Source organism: Stenotrophomonas sp. WZN-1 (genome assembly GCF_002192255.1).
GTDB lineage: Bacteria > Pseudomonadota > Gammaproteobacteria > Xanthomonadales > Xanthomonadaceae > Stenotrophomonas.
Genome location: NZ_CP021768.1, coordinates 3,774,869 through 3,791,589, shown reverse-complemented (window position 1 = coordinate 3,791,589; position 16,721 = coordinate 3,774,869). Strand labels below are relative to the sequence as shown.

Annotated in this window: 15 protein-coding genes; 5 read left to right on the top strand and 10 right to left on the bottom strand. The window is 67.3% G+C overall.

Translation table 11 applies throughout. The features are described 5' to 3' along the window. Positions 1 to 117: 117 nt before the first annotated feature. Together CCR98_RS17700 and CCR98_RS17695 are read left to right on the top strand one after the other, a co-directional pair. A complete protein-coding gene (locus CCR98_RS17700; protein WP_087923620.1) occupies positions 118 to 309 on the top strand; it encodes a hypothetical protein in 192 nt (63 codons plus the stop codon). Between the two features lie 224 nt (positions 310 to 533). Next, positions 534 to 3,395 carry a TonB-dependent receptor gene (locus CCR98_RS17695; RefSeq protein ID WP_087923619.1) on the top strand — a complete coding sequence of 954 codons (2,862 nt, stop codon included), beginning with the start codon at positions 534 to 536 and terminating at the stop codon, positions 3,393 to 3,395. 102 nt (positions 3,396 to 3,497) lie between these two features. Here CCR98_RS17695 and fhuE read toward each other — a convergent pair whose 3' ends face one another. From fhuE to CCR98_RS17680, 3 genes are all read right to left on the bottom strand, one after another. After that, positions 3,498 to 5,636 (bottom strand): ferric-rhodotorulic acid/ferric-coprogen receptor FhuE, encoded by a 2,139-nt coding sequence (gene fhuE, locus CCR98_RS17690; protein WP_087923618.1) that lies wholly within the window; start codon positions 5,634 to 5,636, stop codon positions 3,498 to 3,500. A 197-nt stretch (positions 5,637 to 5,833) separates the two neighbouring features. After that, a complete protein-coding gene (locus tag CCR98_RS17685; RefSeq protein WP_087923617.1) occupies positions 5,834 to 6,385 on the bottom strand; it encodes a M23 family metallopeptidase in 552 nt (183 codons plus the stop codon). A gap of 34 nt (positions 6,386 to 6,419) precedes the next feature. Then, the gene (locus tag CCR98_RS17680; protein ID WP_087923616.1) at positions 6,420 to 6,902 is read right to left on the bottom strand and encodes an Lrp/AsnC family transcriptional regulator; all 483 of its coding nucleotides are present in this window, start codon (positions 6,900 to 6,902) and stop codon (positions 6,420 to 6,422) included. Between the two features lie 72 nt (positions 6,903 to 6,974). Between CCR98_RS17680 and CCR98_RS17675 the strand changes: the two genes are divergently transcribed. Further along, complete coding sequence (locus tag CCR98_RS17675) at positions 6,975 to 7,850, top strand: EamA family transporter (protein WP_087923615.1); 876 nt, start codon at positions 6,975 to 6,977, stop codon at positions 7,848 to 7,850. Positions 7,851 to 7,950: 100 nt separating this feature from the next. On the opposite strand, the gene CCR98_RS17670 is transcribed toward CCR98_RS17675, so the two are convergent. The 4 genes from CCR98_RS17670 to CCR98_RS17655 form a co-directional block, all read right to left on the bottom strand. Then, positions 7,951 to 8,688 carry an endonuclease/exonuclease/phosphatase family protein gene (locus CCR98_RS17670; RefSeq protein ID WP_198361027.1) on the bottom strand — a complete coding sequence of 246 codons (738 nt, stop codon included), beginning with the start codon at positions 8,686 to 8,688 and terminating at the stop codon, positions 7,951 to 7,953. A gap of 53 nt (positions 8,689 to 8,741) precedes the next feature. Further along, positions 8,742 to 9,584, bottom strand: coding sequence for a thiol:disulfide interchange protein DsbA/DsbL (locus tag CCR98_RS17665; protein ID WP_087923613.1), 843 nt, complete (start codon positions 9,582 to 9,584; stop codon positions 8,742 to 8,744). 106 nt (positions 9,585 to 9,690) lie between these two features. Continuing rightward, positions 9,691 to 10,341, bottom strand: a complete 651-nt coding sequence (locus CCR98_RS17660; RefSeq protein ID WP_087923612.1) for a thiol:disulfide interchange protein DsbA/DsbL — start codon at positions 10,339 to 10,341, stop codon at positions 9,691 to 9,693. Positions 10,342 to 10,447: 106 nt separating this feature from the next. Next, a complete protein-coding gene (locus CCR98_RS17655) occupies positions 10,448 to 11,248 on the bottom strand; it encodes a c-type cytochrome (RefSeq protein WP_087923611.1) in 801 nt (266 codons plus the stop codon). A gap of 156 nt (positions 11,249 to 11,404) precedes the next feature. On the opposite strand from CCR98_RS17655, the gene yihA reads away from it, so the two are divergent. Then, the gene (yihA, locus tag CCR98_RS17650) at positions 11,405 to 12,007 is read left to right on the top strand and encodes a ribosome biogenesis GTP-binding protein YihA/YsxC (RefSeq protein WP_087923610.1); all 603 of its coding nucleotides are present in this window, start codon (positions 11,405 to 11,407) and stop codon (positions 12,005 to 12,007) included. 72 nt (positions 12,008 to 12,079) lie between these two features. On the opposite strand, the gene CCR98_RS17645 is transcribed toward yihA, so the two are convergent. The 3 genes from CCR98_RS17645 to CCR98_RS17635 form a co-directional block, all read right to left on the bottom strand. After that, positions 12,080 to 13,051 carry an MBL fold metallo-hydrolase gene (locus tag CCR98_RS17645; RefSeq protein ID WP_087923609.1) on the bottom strand — a complete coding sequence of 324 codons (972 nt, stop codon included), beginning with the start codon at positions 13,049 to 13,051 and terminating at the stop codon, positions 12,080 to 12,082. 584 nt (positions 13,052 to 13,635) lie between these two features. After that, positions 13,636 to 14,460 (bottom strand): helix-turn-helix transcriptional regulator, encoded by an 825-nt coding sequence (locus CCR98_RS17640; protein ID WP_087923608.1) that lies wholly within the window; start codon positions 14,458 to 14,460, stop codon positions 13,636 to 13,638. Then, positions 14,457 to 15,161 carry a VIT family protein gene (locus CCR98_RS17635; protein WP_087923607.1) on the bottom strand — a complete coding sequence of 235 codons (705 nt, stop codon included), beginning with the start codon at positions 15,159 to 15,161 and terminating at the stop codon, positions 14,457 to 14,459. The genes CCR98_RS17640 and CCR98_RS17635 overlap by 4 nt, the downstream gene beginning before the upstream one ends. Before the next feature lie 152 nt (positions 15,162 to 15,313). Here CCR98_RS17635 and CCR98_RS17630 point away from each other — a divergent pair, with 152 nt between their 5' ends. Further along, positions 15,314 to 16,678: a glutamate--cysteine ligase gene (locus CCR98_RS17630; RefSeq protein WP_087923606.1), complete on the top strand. Its 1,365-nt coding sequence runs from the start codon at positions 15,314 to 15,316 to the stop codon at positions 16,676 to 16,678. Positions 16,679 to 16,721: the final 43 nt, after the last annotated feature.

The following is a 16,721-nucleotide window of genomic DNA, read 5'->3' as shown; positions in this document are numbered from 1 at the left end:
ACGACTGGGCTGTCAGTCTCGCCTTGGCGGCCTCCAGAAATTCGTCCGAATGGGTAGTTTTCAAACCATTCCTAAGCGTGGTCTGGAGTTGCTTCGTGAACCAATGCAAATCGATGCATGGAACTCCGCTACCGCAAGGGTGCCTTGCTGTGGGTTGAGCGCTGCCAGCGTATGAAATCCCGGCTCGATAACGATCTGTTCGGCATCAGCAAGCTGACCGCGGTGGAGACCATCATGGTGCTGATGGCGCAGGCGTATGGTCCCTGGACGGACCGGAAAGAGTGCTTGCTCAACGGCATAACGCTGTGAGATCGACGTCGCAATCGGCATCAAGCTTGCTTGCGGTGAACAGTACCGTCCGGTCTTGTTTCGCTCCCATCTGACGTAAATCGCCGACAATCGCGTCAATTCCGCGTGAAAGAGTGTCGATCATCACGCCGTGATTTTTACCGCTTGTTTACAAAGGAGACGCTGCCGCCATGCAGGGGGAGCGCGGCAGTCCATGTCCCGACATTCCTTTGGAGAGAGAGCGAATGAATCACCTGCACCACCGCCCGTTGGCGGTTGCCGTCACGCTGTGCGTGTTGGCCCTGGCACCCTTGGGTGCCGCTGCACAATCCACCACCAACCTCGACGCGGTGGAAGTCACCGGTACCCGCATCAAGCGCGCTGAAGTCGAGGGCCAGGTCCCGATCCAGACGCTGACCCGCGGCGACATCGAACGCACCGGCCTGAACTCGATCAGCGAAGTGCTGCAGCAGCTCACCGGCTCCGGTTCGGCGCTCAATGCCAAGTTCAATTCGTCCGGCAACTTCGGCTTCCCGCCGGATGGCAGCGGCGTGGGTGCCGGTTCGGCGCAGGTCGACCTGCGCCACCTCGGGGCCAAGCGCGTGCTGGTGCTGGTCGACGGCATCCGCTGGGTCAACGAGTCGTCGGCATCGGGCGTGGGTGCGGCCACCGACCTCAACACCATTCCGCTGGCCATCGTCGAGCGCATCGAGGTACTGGAAGACGGCGCATCATCGCTGTATGGCTCCGACGCCATCGCCGGTGTGGTCAACATCATCACCCGCCGCGACTTCGATGGCGGCCAGGTGACCCTGAACTACGGTGAGTACAGCAAGGGCGACGGCACGCAGAAGGGCGTGGACCTGGCGTGGGGCAAGAGCGGCGATCGTTACAGCCTGTTCCTCGGCGCCAGCTGGACCAAGCAGGACCCGGTGTTCGCCCGCGACCGCGAGCAGTCGCGCTTCCCGATCCCGGGTACCGGCCTGGCGTTCGGCAGCGGCGGCATTCCGCAGGGCCGCTTCGCCTTCGTCGACCCCAACACCGGTGCCGAGCAGGACATCGTGCCCAATACCGGCGTGAGCAGCCCGCGCTACGACGGCAGCGCCGGCTGCAACCGCACCGACGATTACCACTGCTTCACCAGTGCCGACCGCTTCAACTTCGCCGAATACAACATGGTGTTGACTCCGTCCGAGCGTAAGGGCCTGTTCGGCCAGTTCCGCTTCGACATCACCGACAACGTGCAGTGGTACATCAAGGCGCTGGGCAACCGCCGCGAGTCGACCAACCAGGCCGGTCCCGAGCCGCTGTTCTTCGGCCCGGACGGTGCCACCGGCAATCCGCTGGCCGACAACATCGTCGTCTCGCGACTGAACCCGTACAACCCGTTCGGCTTCGATCTGGTGTCTTCGGGCAACATGAGCCTGATCGGCCGCCGACCGGTGGAGGGCGGCGCGCGCGTTTTCAAGCAGGAGGTCAACACGACCTACGTGGCCACCGGCCTGGTCGGCAACTTCCAGGCCGCCGACCGCAGCTGGTACTGGGACGTCAACGGCATGTACAGCAAGAACAAGGCCGAACAGACCAACTACGGCAGCTACAACATCTACAACGTCAACATGGCGCTGGGTGATCCGGCGGTGTGCGCGGCAACGCCGGGCTGCGTGCCGCTGAACATCTTCGGCGGCGTCGGCTCGATCACCCCGGACATGCTGAAGTGGATCCAGCCGGTGGTGCGCGACCGCAGCCAGAACGAGCTGAGCCTGTTCACCGCCAACCTGTCCAGCGATCTGTTCACCCTGCCGGCCGGCCCGGTGTCGTTCGCCAGTGGTTACGAGTACCGCAAGTACAAGGGCTGGTACCAGCCGGATCCGTTGACGGTGATCGGCCACTACAACGGTGTGCCGTCGCAGCCGACATCCGGTTCGTATGACGTCAACGAAGCGTACCTGGAGTTGAGCGTCCCGATCTTCGCCGACTCGCCGCTGGGCAAGAAGCTGGACCTGAGCCTGGCCGGCCGCTACTCGGACTACTCCACCTTCGGCGGCGAGTTCACGCCCAAGTACGGCCTGCGCTGGCAGGTGACCGACGACTTCGTGCTGCGCACGACCTATGCCGAAGGCTTCCGTGCTCCGTCGATCGGTGAACTGTACGGCTCGGCCGCGCGCGCCGACCTGCAGCTGTTCGACCCGTGCTCGGTGGGCCTGGGCGGTACGCCGCCGCGTGGCAGCGCCGCCAACTGTGCCGCACTGGGTGTGCCGGCTGGCTTCCAGCAGGCCAATTCGCAGATCTCGGTGACCACCGGCGGCAACCGCGAGCTGGAACCGGAGCGCTCGCGCAGCTTCAGCACCGGCTTTGTGTGGAGCCCGTGGTTCGGCAACAACGCATCGTGGTCAGAGCGCTTCGACGTGGAAGTGACCTTCTACCGCCATGCCATCGATGGCGCGATCCAGGCCATCAACGCGCAGACCCAGCTGGACCTGTGCGCGGACACGCTTGACCCCGTGTACTGCGATGGCATCACCCGCGCCAGCACCGGTGCGGTCAGCAGCTTCAACAACCGCCTGACCAACCTCGGCTCGATCAAGACCGACGGCTGGGACGTGGACCTGTTCTGGACGCTGCCGCAGAGCTCCATCGGCCAGTTCAAGCTGGCCTGGAAGAACACCTTCGTCGGCCGTTACGAAGCCACCGGCGCGGCCGGGCAGAAGCAGCCGCAGAAGCCGGGCGTGGAAGTGGCGGACAGTTCCATTCCGGAGTGGACCAGCAACGCCAGCATTGCCTGGACGATGGACCGCTGGAGTGCGAACTGGACGGTGCGGCACATCTCCGAGCTGACCGAGAACTGCGGTGATGCCGTGGCGTTCCCGGTGTGCAGCAACCAGGCCGCCGGCACCAACACGCTCTCGGCCACCACCTTCCACGACATGCAGGTGGGCTACAAGATCGACTGGATGAAGGGGCTGCAGCTGACCGCGGGCCTGAACAACGTGTTCGACAAGGATCCGCCGATCTGCCTGTCGTGCTCGTTGAACGGCTATGACGCTTCGACCTACGACATCCCGCGTGGCCGCTACTGGTACCTGCGCGCGGACCTGCGTTTCTGATGGGAGTGCGGCGCCGGGTTAATCCCGGCGCCGCCTTGTGGTGTAGAGCCGAGCCCACGCTCGGCTACAGGTGCGGGGCGGGCAGGCCCGGCGCCATTTCCATCAGAACGCCCAGGTGAACGTCAGCGAGCCATTGCGGCCATCGCCGTACGCACCGTAGCCGGTGATCTGCGAGTAGTACTTCTTGTCCAGCAGGTTGTTGAGGTTGGCCTGCACGCTGAATTCCGGCGAGATGCGGTAGCGCACGAAGGCGCTGACCAGTGCGTAACCTTCCTGCTCGAAGCGACCGACGACCGGCGCGGCGTAATAGATGCGGTTCTGCCAGTTGGCACCGCCACCGACGGTCAGTTCCTGCAGCGACTGCGGGGTGTAGCTGGTGAACAGCTTCAATGCGGTCTGCGGCAGGTTGGTGTTGATGTCGGCGCCATTGATGTCCTTGGCCACATAGCGCGAAGCACCGAAGGTCGCGTTCCAGCCGGGTGCCAGTTCGCCGTTCACTTCGAACTCGAAGCCACGGCTGACGGTGCCGCGTGCAGCGATCGAGGCGAACTCACCCGGGCGGCTGATGATCGGCTCGCTGGTGACCTGGGCGACGTTGTCCTGCTCGATGCGGAACACCGCCAGCGAGGCGTTCAGCCGGTTGTCGAACCAGGCACCCTTGACGCCCACCTCGTAGCTCTTGCCGTCGACCGGGTCGAGATAACGGTCGTTGCGGTCACGTGCGGTCTGCGGCTGGAAGATCTCGGTGTAGCTGGCGTACGCGGAGTAGGTGCCGTTGATGTCATACACCAGGCCGGCGTACGGAGTGGTCACCTTGTGTTCGCGGTCGTCGTTCTCGCCTTCGCTCTTCCAGTTGGTGTAGCGGGCGCCGAGGATCAGCTTCATCGAATCAGCCAGCGACAGACGGGTGGCGGCATAGCCGGCCTTCTGGGTAATGGTGCCCTGGCTGGCCAGCGCCAGCGGGTTCCAGTTCGGCTGGGCAATGTTGCCGGTCCAGTCGAGATAGGAGCTGAAGGGATTCCAGCCGGTGCCGGGGCCGCCCATCTGGAAGTCACCGTAGTTGGCGAATTCGCGCTTGTTGTAGCTCAGGCCGGCCATGAACTGGTGCTCGCGGCCGAACAGCAGGAACGGGCCGTCGACGTAGCCATCGATGCCATCGACCTTGCGCTCGGTATTGTAGAAGCCGGCCATCGGCGTGACGCCGGTGCCGGTGGCCTTGTCGAAGGCGGTGTAGGACGGATAGAACAGCTTGTCATCGGCGTTGGTGCGGTCGTGGGTGGCGCCGATCCTGAACTTCCAGCCGTTGCTGAAGGCGTGCTGCAGGGTGGCGAACGCGCGCTTGCTGGTGGTGTCCCAGTAGGTCCAGTCCGGCGACGGATTGAACGAGGTCGGGTAGTTCGTCGGGCTTCCATCGGCGTACCACATCGGGAAGCCGCCCCAGGTCGCGCCATTGGCGCGCTTCTGCTGGTAGTCGTAGCCCACGCTCAACTGCGTGTCCGGGGTCAGGTCGGCGTCGATGACGGCATAGCCCAGCGTCTTGCGCTGGTTGTAGCGGTCCATCTGGCCGTCGGTGTCCAGGTAGCTGCCGATCACGCGACCGCGCACCGTGCCACTGGCGTTCAGTGCGCTGCCCACGTCCACCGTGGTGCGGGTGCGGCCCCAGCTGCCCACGTTCACCGATACGCTGCCGGCCAGCTCGGCGCTGTCGGCGTGCTTGCGGATCAGGTTCACCGACGCCGACGGGTTGCCGGCGCCGCTGAGCAGGCCGGTGGCACCGCGCACCACTTCCACGCGGTCGTACAGGGCCAGGTCCAGGCCGGAATCGCCGTAGCTCCAGTTCTGCACCATCTGCGTGGGCAGGCCATCGAACTGGTAGGCATCGATGTAGAACCCGCGCGCGTAGAACTCGGTGCGCTCGCTGTCGGACTGGGTGCTGGTCACGCCAGTGGTGTTGGCCAGCACGTCGATGATGTCGTCCAGGTTCTGATCTTCGATGCGCTGGTGGCTGATGATGCTGACCGACTGCGGGATCTCGCGCGGCGCCAGGTCGAAGCGGGTACCGGCCGAAGTGCGGCGCACCGAATAGCCTTCGGCGCGTTCGCCCTTGACCACCACCTTGTCGAGGGTGGTCGGGTCGGCGGCGGTGTCGGCGAAGGCGGCCGGGGCCACGGCGCAGAGAGCGGCAAGCACGGCAACGGACAGCCGCTGCGGCTGCGGGAGACGGAAGGCGGAACGGGTCATGGGAGTCCTGGACGAGCACGCGCGCTCGGCCGGCATCCAAGAGGCGAGGCGCTACGGGTGGGAAATGGGCGGGCAGGCCGTCCTGGCACCACCGGAAACGAAAGAAATGGTAATACGAACTATTCCTATTTACAAATCATGAACGAATGGACCCACTGTCCCGTGGTATCGAGCTGGAATGTCGCTACAAACCGGGGTCAGCGCAGCAGCGGCAGTGGATCGCGGGCGCCGTCGGCGCCGTAGATGCCCCAGTGCAGGTGCGGCGGCGTGCCCTTGGCGTTGCCGCTGTCGCCGACGTGGCCGAGCAGGTCCCCGGCCTGGACCACTTGGCCGCGCGCCAGGCCCTCGGCCCAGTCCTCCAGATGCGCGTAGTAGTAACGTTCGCGCCCGGGCCCGATCACCCACACCTGGCGGCCACCGAGGCCGCGGTCGCTGACATCCACGACGACGCCGGCGGTGGCACTGCGCACCGGGGTACCGCGCTTGGCGAAGATGTCGATGCCGGCGTGGGAGCGGTCACGGCCACGTGGCGCGCCGAAGGTATCGGCGATCTGGCGTGGCCGCACGCCGTCCACCGGCACCGGAAGTTCGGTGGCCGGAGGCATCCGCGCGAGTGTCCACAGCAGCTTCGGTGCGGCGGCCCATGGGCTGTTCCACAGCATCAACGCGGCAATGAGGGCAATGGCCAGCCATAGGCCACGCAGCAGCCAGCGGCGCAGGCGACGGGCGGGGGAGGGCGACGTGTTCATGGTCTCCGACGGTAGCGTCGAGCGTGGCTCGACGCTACGGAACCGGCAGCAGCGGCACTTCGAAACTGCGCTTCAACGTTCCCAGTGCCACCGACGTTCGGAAGCGTTCGATGTTGTCATCGCCGCCGAACAAGCGCTCGGTGATCGCCTCGTACTCTTCCATCGACGCCGCCGAGAGCAGCAGCAGGAAATCGCCATCGCCGGTGATCGAGTAGCACTGCTGCACGGCCGGGTCGTCCTGCACGCGGCGCTTGAACGGTGCCACGCGTTCACGTTGCTCACTGACCACGCGCACCTCGACGATGATGGTCAGCGGCCGCCCGACCTTGGCTGCGGCGACCACCGCCACGTTGGCCGCGATCACGCCGCTGTCCTGCAGGCGCTTGATGCGGCGCTGCACGGCCGGCGCGGACAGGTGCACGGCCTCGGCGATTTCGCGCTGCGGCAGGGTGTTGTCCCGCTGCAGCAGGTCGAGGATGGCGCGGTCGAAGCTGTCGAGCACGGGGGCGGTGGCCATGGCGAGCAGAAATTGCACGAGCGGGCTGTCAATTGAGCCAAGTGCTCGGCGCCGGCGCAATAGACTTTGCCCATGCAGACCTCACGACTCGCGCCGATGTTGCCGGCGCTGGCGGTGCTTGGCTCGGTCACCTCGCTGGCCATCGGCACCTCCTACGCAAAACACTTGTTCCCGCTGATCGGCGCCCAGGGCACCAGCGCGCTGCGCGTGGGTTTCTCGGCGCTGTTGCTGCTGCTGTTCTGGCGGCCGTGGCGCTGGAAGACCAGCCGCGTGGATGCGATCACCATCCTGCGCTACGGGCTCACCCTGGGCCTGATGAACCTGCTGTTCTACATGGCCCTGCGCACGATTCCCTTCGGCATTGCGGTGGCCATCGAGTTCACCGGACCGCTGACGGTGGCGATGTTGTCGTCGCGGCGGCCGATCGATTTCCTCTGGGTGGGCTGTGCGGCGGTGGGGTTGCTGTTGCTGCTGCCGATCGGCGGCGGCCCGGCGCTGGATCCGGCCGGCGTGCTATATGCGATGGGCGCAGCGGCGTGCTGGGGCCTGTACATCGTGTTTGGCAAGCGCGCCGGCCACCTGCACGCCGGGCATTCGGTGTCGCTGGGCCTGCTGGCGGCGTCGCTGGTGGTGGTGCCAGTGGGCGTGGTGCACGCCGGTGCCGCGTTGCTCGATCCGAAGATCCTGGCCGCTGGCCTGCTGGTGGCGCTGGTGTCCAGCGCGATCCCGATGTCACTGGAGATGATGGCGCTCAAGCGCCTGCCGAAGGAAACCTTCGGCATCCTGATCAGCATGGAACCGGCGGTGGCCGCACTGTGGGCGGTGCTGCTGCTGCACGAACACCTGCACGGGCTGCAGTGGCTGGCGATCGGCTGCACGGTGCTGGCCTCGGTGGGCAGCACGATGACCGCGCGGCGATTGAGGGTACCGGTGGCGCAGGCCGGGTAGCGGCGGAGAGCGTGCGGACCAACGGTCTGCACCCGCCAAGGCAGCGTGCCAACCAAGGTTGGCACCCACCAGGGCAGTGGTCCGCACCCACCAGGAGCGGTCAGCGCAGGGCGTCGGCCGGGACGTCGATCTGCATCGCCAGCGCGAGATGATCGGAGAACGCGGCGGGGACGGCTTCCACGGTGCGGGTCAGCAGACCGCTGCTGACCAGGATGTGGTCGATGGCGCGGTCAGGGCGCCAGCTGGGGAAGGTCGGCACGATGCAGCCCGGAGGCTGCAGGCGGGTCTTCTGGTACAGCACCTGCATTTCCGGGCGTTCGGCCAAGCAGTTGAAGTCGCCCATCAGGACGGCGTTGGGATGGTCGGACAGCAGCTCGGCGATGAAACCCAGCTGCGACATCCGCGATCCCGCGCCCAGCGACAGATGGGCCACCGCCACTGCCAGGCCATCGGCACCGTCGCCAAACTTGGCCAGCAGCACGCCGCGCCCGCCGATGCGGCCAGGCAGGGCGTGGTCCTGCACTTCCACCGGTTCCAGCTTGCTCAGCAGGCCATTGGCGCTGGAGGCGACCCCGCCCATGCGCCGGTTCGGCTGGTGGCTCCAGTAGTTGAAGCCGGCGCGCTGGGCCAGGTAGTGGGTCTGGTTGGTGAAGCCCGAACGCAGGCTGCCCGGGTCGGCCTCCTGCAGGCCGACGATGTCATGTTCGCGCGCCAGGGTGGCGATCGCGTCCAGGCTGCTGCGCTTGCGCCCCGCCGGCAGCGCATGTGACCAGCTTCGGGTCACATAGTCGCTGTAGCGGCGGGTACTTGAGCCGGCCTGGATGTTGGCCGTCAGCAAGCGCAGGGTCCGTGTACGGGGGGAATTCACGGCCGGGAAACGCTTCTCTTGGATCAGTGAGCCTGGGCCGCACCGCGTTCGCGGGCGATCAGGTGGTCGGCAATGCGCAGCATGTCCGGGAAGCTCTTGCCCTTCACCAGGTACTTGCCGTTGACGATGATCGACGGGGTGCCGCTGATCTGGCTGCGCTGGGCGAACTGCTTGGCCGAGTTGGTCTTGGCATTCACCGCGAAGCTGCCCATGGTGGCGGCGAACTGCTTCGGATCCACGCCGTAGGCACCGTAGAACTTGGCGATGTCTTCCACCGAGTCACGGCCGCGCTCGCCCTTCAGGGTCTTCTGCGAGTGGATGGCGGCGTACAGCGCTTCGTGGGTCTTTTCCTGCACGCCCAGGGTCTGCGCGGCGTAGAAGGCACGGGCGTAGTCATCCCAGGTGCCGCCGAACATGGCCGGCACGTAGACGAAGTTCACATCGCTCGGCAGGCCGGCCTTCCAGGGGCCGACCAGCGGCTGGAATGCGGCGCAGGCCGGGCAGACATAGCCGAAGATCTCGGTCACTTCGATCTTGCCGGCAGCCGGCTGGAACGGCTGGCCGTTCGGGATCACCTGGTAATCGGCGCCTTCCACCGGGGCCGGGCCGGTCAGTGCGGCGGTGGTCGGGGCCGGCGCGGCGGCGGGGGCGGCTTCGGCTTCGGCCGGGGCCTTCTCGCCTTCGGCAGCAGCCGGAGCGGCGCCTTCGCTGCCCGCGGCCGGTGCAGCGGCCGGTTCAGTGGTGGCGGCCGGGGTGGCGGCCGGTTCGGTCGGAGCCGCAGTGGTGTTGGTGCTGCCGTCGTCGGCCTTGCAGGCGGCCAGGATCGGCAGCAGCGCTGCGAGGGCGAGGGCGTAACGGATCTTCATGGAAACGTCTCCAGCATCTGGAATGGTGGGGCCGGCGGCGGGCGCCGGCCAGGGGGAAATGATGACACGCGGCGGCGACAGCGCCGTGTCGGTGGTGGGGCTGGGTTCAGCGGCCGCGAGCAGCGCGGGCCTGGGCGATCAGCGCCGAGGCGATGCGCAGCTGGTCGTCGAAGCTGTTGCCGCGCACCAGGTACTGGCCGTTGATGATGATGGCCGGGGTGCCCGGAATCTTGGTGCGCTGGGCGAACGCGCGGGCGGCATCGACCTTCTTCTGCACGGCATCGCCGCGCAGGGCCTGGATGTAGCGGTCCGGGGTCACGCCGTAGGCCTTGTAGAAGGTGGCGAGCTCATCGGCCGAGACGTTCTGCATCGGCAGCGAGCCCTGTTCGTGCAGGGCCTTGAACACGGCGGCATGGCTGCGCTTGGCCACGCCGACTTCGTCGGCGGCGTAGTAGGCCAGTGCCCAAGCATCCCAGGCGCCGCCGAAGGCCGCCGGCACCGGGGTGAAGCGCACGTCGGCCGGCAGCTTGGCCGCCCAGGCTTCCAGCTGCGGTTCGAAATGGGCGCAGTGCGGGCAGGTGTAGCCGAAGACTTCGACCACCTCGATCTTGCCGGCCAGCGGCTGGAACGGGCCCGGCTGGGCGATGCGCTCGTAGTCTTTGCCCTCGACCAGCGGGGCATTGGCGGGGGTGGCGGCGCAGGCTACCAGCGGCAGCAGTACCAGCACGGACAACAGCAGGCGGGAAATCAACCTCATCGACACGCATCTCCGTTGAAAAAAGCAACGCCGGCGCAGCCGCCGGCGTGAAGGAAACATACCGCAGCCGTGGGCCGAGGTGGCGGCCCCGGCCGACCAGTGGTGGTCAGGGGGCGGCAGCCGGTTGCACCGGCGGGGTGGCTGCGGCTACGTCATCGGCCTTGTTGTGCAGGCCCTGCAGGTAGCTCGACAGCGCCTGCACCTCCTGTTCGCTGAGCTTTTGCGCAACCGTGGCCATGATCTGGAAGTGCGCCTTGTCGGTTTCGTTGGTCTGGCCGCCCTGGTACTCCTGCAGGCGGCGCGCGACATAGCTGGCATGCTGCCCACCGATGTGCGGATAGGCCGGGCCGGGATTGCCGGCACCGCTGGGGCCGTGGCAGGCCATGCAGGCCGGCAGGCCACGCTTGGCATCGCCGCCGCGGTACAACTGCTGGCCGATCTCGTAGAACTTCATGCCCTTGTACGGGCCGTCGGTGACCGCCGTGTCATCGGCGATGCCGGCGGTGGCCTTCTGTGTGGCGAAGAACGCGCCGATATCGCGCATGTCCTGCGGGGTGAGGTTCTGCACGAACGGCACCATCGCCACCGCCGCGCCCGAGCTGCGCTGGCCATTGGCGATCAGGGCCATCTGCTGGGCCACGTAGCGTTCGCTCTGGCCGGCGATGGACGGGTACATCTCCACCGTGGAATTGCCGTCGGCGCCATGGCAGGCCGCGCAGGCCGAGGCCTTGGTCTGGCCGGCCTTGGCATCGCCCCAGTGGGTCTTGCTGAAATCCACCTCCAGCGAGGCGGTGTTGATCGGCCCGTTGTCGGGCAGCGGGGTCAACGTGGTCTGCGCGAACGCAGCAGCGGCAACGACTACAGCAGTGGCAAGGGCGGATACGGCAAGAACGCGAGCGTGGCGCATGCTGAAGCTCCGTATGGACCGGGCCGGGCGGTGGCCGCCGGCATCGCCCGGATTATCAACGCCGTTTCCGCGCACGGTCAACGCAGCAGTGCAGCAAAATGCCCGCAAAGGCCGTCGGCACGGGCGCGCGGCGCCGCAACATGCGATCCTAGGCACATGTCATTGCTCATCGAACGCGCCCGTTACCACCTTTCGGCCCACAACGTGCGGCAGCTGCCGCCCGACGAAGGGGCCGAAGTGGCCTTCGCCGGCCGCTCCAACGCCGGCAAGTCCAGTGCGCTCAACGCGCTGACCCGCCAGAACGCCCTGGCCCGTGTCTCCAAGACGCCCGGCCGCACCCAGCAGCTGGTGTTCTTCCAGGTCACCCCGGAAGCGCATCTGGTCGACCTGCCCGGTTACGGCTACGCCAAGGTGCCGCTGGACCTGCAGGCGCACTGGCAGGCCTTCATCGACCGGTATTTCCGCACCCGCGAGGCCCTGAAGGGGCTGGTGGTGGTGATGGACATCCGTCATCCGCTGAAGGACTACGACCGGCAGATGCTGTCCTACGCCGTGCAGCGTGGCCTGCCGGCGCATGTGCTGCTGACCAAGGCCGACAAGCTCAGCCGCAGCCAGCAGATGCAGTCCCTGCAGAAGGTGCGCAAGGAGCTGCAATCGGCTTACGGTGACAGCGTCAGCGTGCAGGTGTTCTCCGGCGAAGACCGCACCGGCGTGGACGAAGCCCGCGGCGTGATCGGCGGCTGGCTGGGGTTGGAGTAAGCGTTCCCCGTCGCCCGGCTGGCAGCCGGGCGCTACCGGATCGGGTGGGTGCCGACCTTGATCGGCACACCCTCACAACGGCGAATATTCCGCCGGCACCCACGCATAGGCCTTGCCCTCGCCACGCACATGGCCCAGGCCGGGGAACGGCAGGTGTGCACCGGCCACCCACCAACCGTTGGCGGTGGCCTGCTGCAGCAGGCCGCGACGGCTCGCGATGGCCGCCTTGCGGTCCGAATCGGCCTCGAACGCGGCCTCCGGGTGGGCGAACTGCACCGCATGGAAGTGCAGCACATCGCCCCACACCAGCAGGGACTGGCCCTGGCTGTCGAACCGGTAGGAAACATGGCCGGGGGTGTGGCCATGGGTGTCCATCGCCACCGCGCCGCCGGGCAGGGCTTCGCCGGGGCTGAAGGTGCGCAGGTGGCCGCTGGCCTGGTACGGCGCGACCGCGTTGCGTGCCAGCGGGAAGGCGAAGCGCACGCCCTCCGGCGCCGTGGCCTCGCTGGCCGGGTTGAGCCAGTAATCGGCATCGGCCTTGGACAGCCACACCGTGGCATTCGGGTAGGCCGGCTTGCCCTGCGCGTCGAGCACCCCGCACAGGTGGTCAGGATGGGCGTGGGTCAGCAGCACCTCGTCCACCTCGGCCGGGTCCACGCCGGAGGCGCGCAGGTTGCCCAGCACCTGGCCCAGGCCGGGGCCGAAGCACTGCGCGGTGCCGGTATCGACCAGGGTCAGGTGGTTGCCCTGGCGCACCAGGAAGGCGTTGATCGCGGTCTGCAGGCCCTTCTTGTCTTCCGGCACGTAGCGGCCTTCCAGCAGGCGGCTGACCAGTGTTGGCGGCACGTCGACCACTTCCTGCCGGCCCAGCGCGACCACGCCATCGAACAGGGCGGTGACCTGCAGCGCACCGACGCGCTGGTGGTAGACGCCGGGCACCTGCTGGGCGGGAGCGGGCGAGGTGGCTTCGGCCAGCGCGGCCAGCGGCAGGGATGACAAGGCCAGCAGCAGGGCGCCGCGCAGCGGCAGGGGACGCAGGGTCATGGCGGTTCTCGGTGGATGACGGGCGATTCCGTTGTGCCCAGCGTGCCGTGGCCGGCGTGTGCACGGCGCTCAAACCACTGCGCGGAATGCTCAGGGAGGGGTGTTGTCTGCAGGGCTGCGCCCTGCACCTGCAGAGGCAACGGCAACGGCCGAAGCAACAGCGGCTATCCGTGGGATGGCGGGGTGGGTCCGGTTGCGGGGGACGCCGTAAATACGTCCATGTAGGCTCGGTCGCGCCATCCATGGCGCTCACGCCCCCGCAACCGGACCCACCCCGCCTTCGACAGTTTTCTGCGATCTGTCGGAACGGCAAACTGCTCTGGTGGGTGTCGACCTTGGTCGACACAGTAGATCCACGCCATGCGTGGATGAATCATTCGATATCTGACAGATGTGTCGACCAAGGTCGACACCCACCAACAGCCGCCAGCGGCTGGGCCGGACCCCGGAGGGGGGGGGGGGACGGCGTCCCCGCAAACCCACAGTGCCCCGCCATCCCACGGATAGCCCGCTGTTGCTGTTGCCTCGGCCGTTGCCGTTGCCGTTGCCTCTGCAGGTGCAGGGCGCAGCCCTGCCGAACCCCCTCAAATGTCTGTGGGAGCCAGTCCGTACTGCTCGGCGAAGCGCTTGCTGAAACTGGCCGCAGACCGGTAGCCCGCGCGTGCGGCGACGGTCTTCAACGGCAGGTCGGTGGTGTAGAGCAGCTGCATGCCATGCGCCAGCCGGGCCTCGGTGAGCAGCTGGCGCAGGCTGGTGTCTTCGGCCGCAAGGCGACGGCGCAGGGTCGCGCCGCTCAGCGCGAACTGTTCTTCCACATCACGCGATTGCCAGTCGCGCGCCGGTTCGGCGGCGATGCGGTCGCGGATCTGTTCGCCCAGGCTCGGTGCCTGCGGCAGCAGCAGGTTGCCGTGGCCCTGCCGGCACAGGGTCAGTACCAGCGAGGCCAGGGCCAGCCGTGCTTCGCTGTAACGGCCGTCCTGCAGCGCTTGCCGCCACTGGCGCAGCACCGCGCCATGGTCGATCAACGGCAGTCGCGCCATCGCCTGGCCAGGGGCGGGAAGTTCCTCGCTCCACAGCGTGCGTGCGGCCGCCAGCACTTCGGCACACAGTGGCACGATGGCGCTGAGGTAGCGGCCGCTGCGTGGGTCGGGGGTGTTGACCACATCGATGCGGCAGCGCTGGGTCAGCAGCAGGATGTCGCCGGGGAGGAATTCCAGCGACTGGTGTACGGTGCGCACCTGCTTGCGGCCTTCCAGCAGGATCGCGAACTGCGGCTGCGGAATCTCCACCGAACTGGCGCCATGTTCCCGGCGAGCGGTGATGCACGCATAGCCCTCGGCGCGTGCGCACCCGGCCAGGCTGGCCATCTCGGCCAGCAGTGCGGTGGTCGGTGGCAGCATGCCGGTCATGAGACCTGGGCACCGAACAGGCGACCGACGCCGGCCGCCGCAGCCATCGCCAACGCGCCCCAGAACATCACCCGGATTGCGCCGCGAACAGGCGGGGCGCCCCCGGCCTGCGCCGCCATCGCGCCGGTCAGGCACAGGCCGAGCAGGGTACTGGTGGTGGTCATCAGTGCGACCTTGTCGACCGGCGCGAGCAGGGCGGTCAGCACCGGCAGCGCCGCGCCACAGGTGAACGCACCGGCCGAGGCCAGCGCCGCCTGCAACGGGCGCGCGCGCAGGGTATCGGTGATGCCGAGTTCGTCACGGGCATGGGCGCCCAGCGCGTCGTGGGCGGTGAGCTGTTCGGCCACCTGCCGTGCCAGGGCAGGCTCCAGGCCGCGGTGGCGGTAGATCGCGGCCAGCTCTTCCAGCTCGCTGTGCGGGTCTTCGTGCAGTTCGCGCTTTTCCATCGCCAGGTCGGCGTCTTCGGTGTCGGCCTGGGTCTGCACCGAGACGTACTCGCCGGCGGCCATCGACATCGCGCCGGCCACGGTGCCAGCCACGCCGGTGGCCAGGATGGTCGCCGCGGAGGCGCCGCTGGCGGCCACGCCGACCACCAGGCCGGCCACCGAGACAATGCCATCGTTGGCCCCCAGCACGGCGGCACGCAGCCAGCCGACGCGCTCGGAGCGGTGCAGTTCGGGGTGTCGTGAATGACGGCTCATGGCTCTGAGTGTACGAGGGTCAAGAGGGCGTCGGTAGGATGCTGAAACCTGCCACCGTCGCATGACGCAACGGGTCGCCACGCTATAGTGCGCCCTTGTGATGGAAGGCCCCGGGCCCCACATCCCCCGCCACTGTCCAGCGAGCCTTCCCCTTGTCGAGCCCCAGCCACGTCGCCGATACCCCCATTACCGACCGCTCGCAGCTGGTGGAGGTGATCGCCTCCGGCGAGAAGCCCCGCGCACAGTGGCGCATCGGTACCGAGCACGAGAAGTTCGGATTCCGCCTGGATGACCTGCGACCGCCGACCTTCGAAGGCGAGCGCGGCATCGAGGCGTTGCTCAATGGCCTGGTCCGCTTTGGCTGGGAGCCGGTGCAGGAGAACGGCAACACCATCGCCCTGCTGCGCGATGGCGCCTCGGTGACGCTGGAACCGGCCGGCCAGCTGGAACTGTCCGGCGCGGCGCTGGAGACCATCCACCAGACCTGCGTGGAAACCGGCACCCATCTGAACGAAGTGGCGCAGGTGGCCGGCGAACTGCAGCTGGGTTTCCTCGGCATGGGTTTCCAGCCGAAGTGGAAGCGCGATGAAATGCCGTGGATGCCGAAGGGCCGCTACAAGATCATGCGCGCGTACATGCCCAAGGTCGGCTCGCTGGGCCTGGATATGATGACCCGCACCTGCACGGTGCAGGTGAACCTGGATTACGCCACCGAAGCGGACATGGTGAAGAAGTTCCGCGTGTCGCTGGCGCTGCAGCCGATCGCCACCGCGCTGTTCGCCGATTCGCCGTTCACCGAAGGCAAGCCGAACGGCTACCTGAGCTACCGCTCGCACATCTGGACCGACACCGACGCTGACCGCACCGGCATGCTCGACTTCGTGTTCGAGGATGGCTTCGGTTACGAGCGCTATGTCGACTACCTGATCGACGTGCCGATGTATTTCTCCTACCGCGATGGCATCTACCACGACGCCAGCGGGCAGAGCTTCCGCGATTTCATGCAGGCCAGGCTGCCGGTGCTGCCGGGTGCGCTGCCGACGCTGCGCGACTGGTCGGACCACATGACCACCGCGTTCCCGGAAGTGCGCCTGAAGAAGTACCTGGAGATGCGTGGTGCCGACGGTGGCCCGTGGAGCCGCCTGTGTGCGCTGCCGGCGTTCTGGGTCGGCCTGCTGTACGACGACACCGCGCTGGATGCGGCGTGGGACCTGGTGCGTGACTTCACCCTGGCCGAGCGCCATGCGCTGCGTGACGGCGTGCCAAAGCATGCGATGAACCTGCCGTTCCGTAATGGCAGCGTGCGCGACCTGGCCCGCGAAGCGGTGAAGATTTCGGTGGAAGGCCTCAAGCGCCGCGCGGCGCGCAATGCCGACGGCCAGGACGAGAGCAAGTTCCTGGACGTGCTGCAGGAGATCGTCGAATCCGGCCTGACCCCGGCCGAGCGCAAGCTGGCGCTGTTCCATGGCCGCTGGCACGGCGACGTCGATCCGGTGTTCCGCGAGTTCGCGTACTGAGTGGATTGTGGTGGCCGCCGGGTATGGCCCGGCACTACCGATG

What these genes read in the sequence shown, in the direction of transcription:
- CCR98_RS17700 (WP_087923620.1), top strand. Translation starts at nt 118, where the DNA reads ATGGAACTCCGCTACCGCAAGGGTGCCTTGCTGTGGGTTGAGCGCTGC.
- fhuE (WP_087923618.1), bottom strand. Translation starts at nt 5,636, where the DNA reads ATGACCCGTTCCGCCTTCCGTCTCCCGCAGCCGCAGCGGCTGTCCGTT.
- CCR98_RS17635 (WP_087923607.1), bottom strand. Translation starts at nt 15,161, where the DNA reads ATGAGCCGTCATTCACGACACCCCGAACTGCACCGCTCCGAGCGCGTC.
- CCR98_RS17680 (WP_087923616.1), bottom strand. Translation starts at nt 6,902, where the DNA reads ATGGCCACCGCCCCCGTGCTCGACAGCTTCGACCGCGCCATCCTCGAC.
- CCR98_RS17695 (WP_087923619.1), top strand. Translation starts at nt 534, where the DNA reads ATGAATCACCTGCACCACCGCCCGTTGGCGGTTGCCGTCACGCTGTGC.
- CCR98_RS17660 (WP_087923612.1), bottom strand. Translation starts at nt 10,341, where the DNA reads ATGAGGTTGATTTCCCGCCTGCTGTTGTCCGTGCTGGTACTGCTGCCG.
- CCR98_RS17640 (WP_087923608.1), bottom strand. Translation starts at nt 14,460, where the DNA reads ATGACCGGCATGCTGCCACCGACCACCGCACTGCTGGCCGAGATGGCC.
- yihA (WP_087923610.1), top strand. Translation starts at nt 11,405, where the DNA reads ATGTCATTGCTCATCGAACGCGCCCGTTACCACCTTTCGGCCCACAAC.
- CCR98_RS17645 (WP_087923609.1), bottom strand. Translation starts at nt 13,051, where the DNA reads ATGACCCTGCGTCCCCTGCCGCTGCGCGGCGCCCTGCTGCTGGCCTTG.
- CCR98_RS17665 (WP_087923613.1), bottom strand. Translation starts at nt 9,584, where the DNA reads ATGAAGATCCGTTACGCCCTCGCCCTCGCAGCGCTGCTGCCGATCCTG.
- CCR98_RS17685 (WP_087923617.1), bottom strand. Translation starts at nt 6,385, where the DNA reads ATGAACACGTCGCCCTCCCCCGCCCGTCGCCTGCGCCGCTGGCTGCTG.
- CCR98_RS17655 (WP_087923611.1), bottom strand. Translation starts at nt 11,248, where the DNA reads ATGCGCCACGCTCGCGTTCTTGCCGTATCCGCCCTTGCCACTGCTGTA.
- CCR98_RS17675 (WP_087923615.1), top strand. Translation starts at nt 6,975, where the DNA reads ATGCAGACCTCACGACTCGCGCCGATGTTGCCGGCGCTGGCGGTGCTT.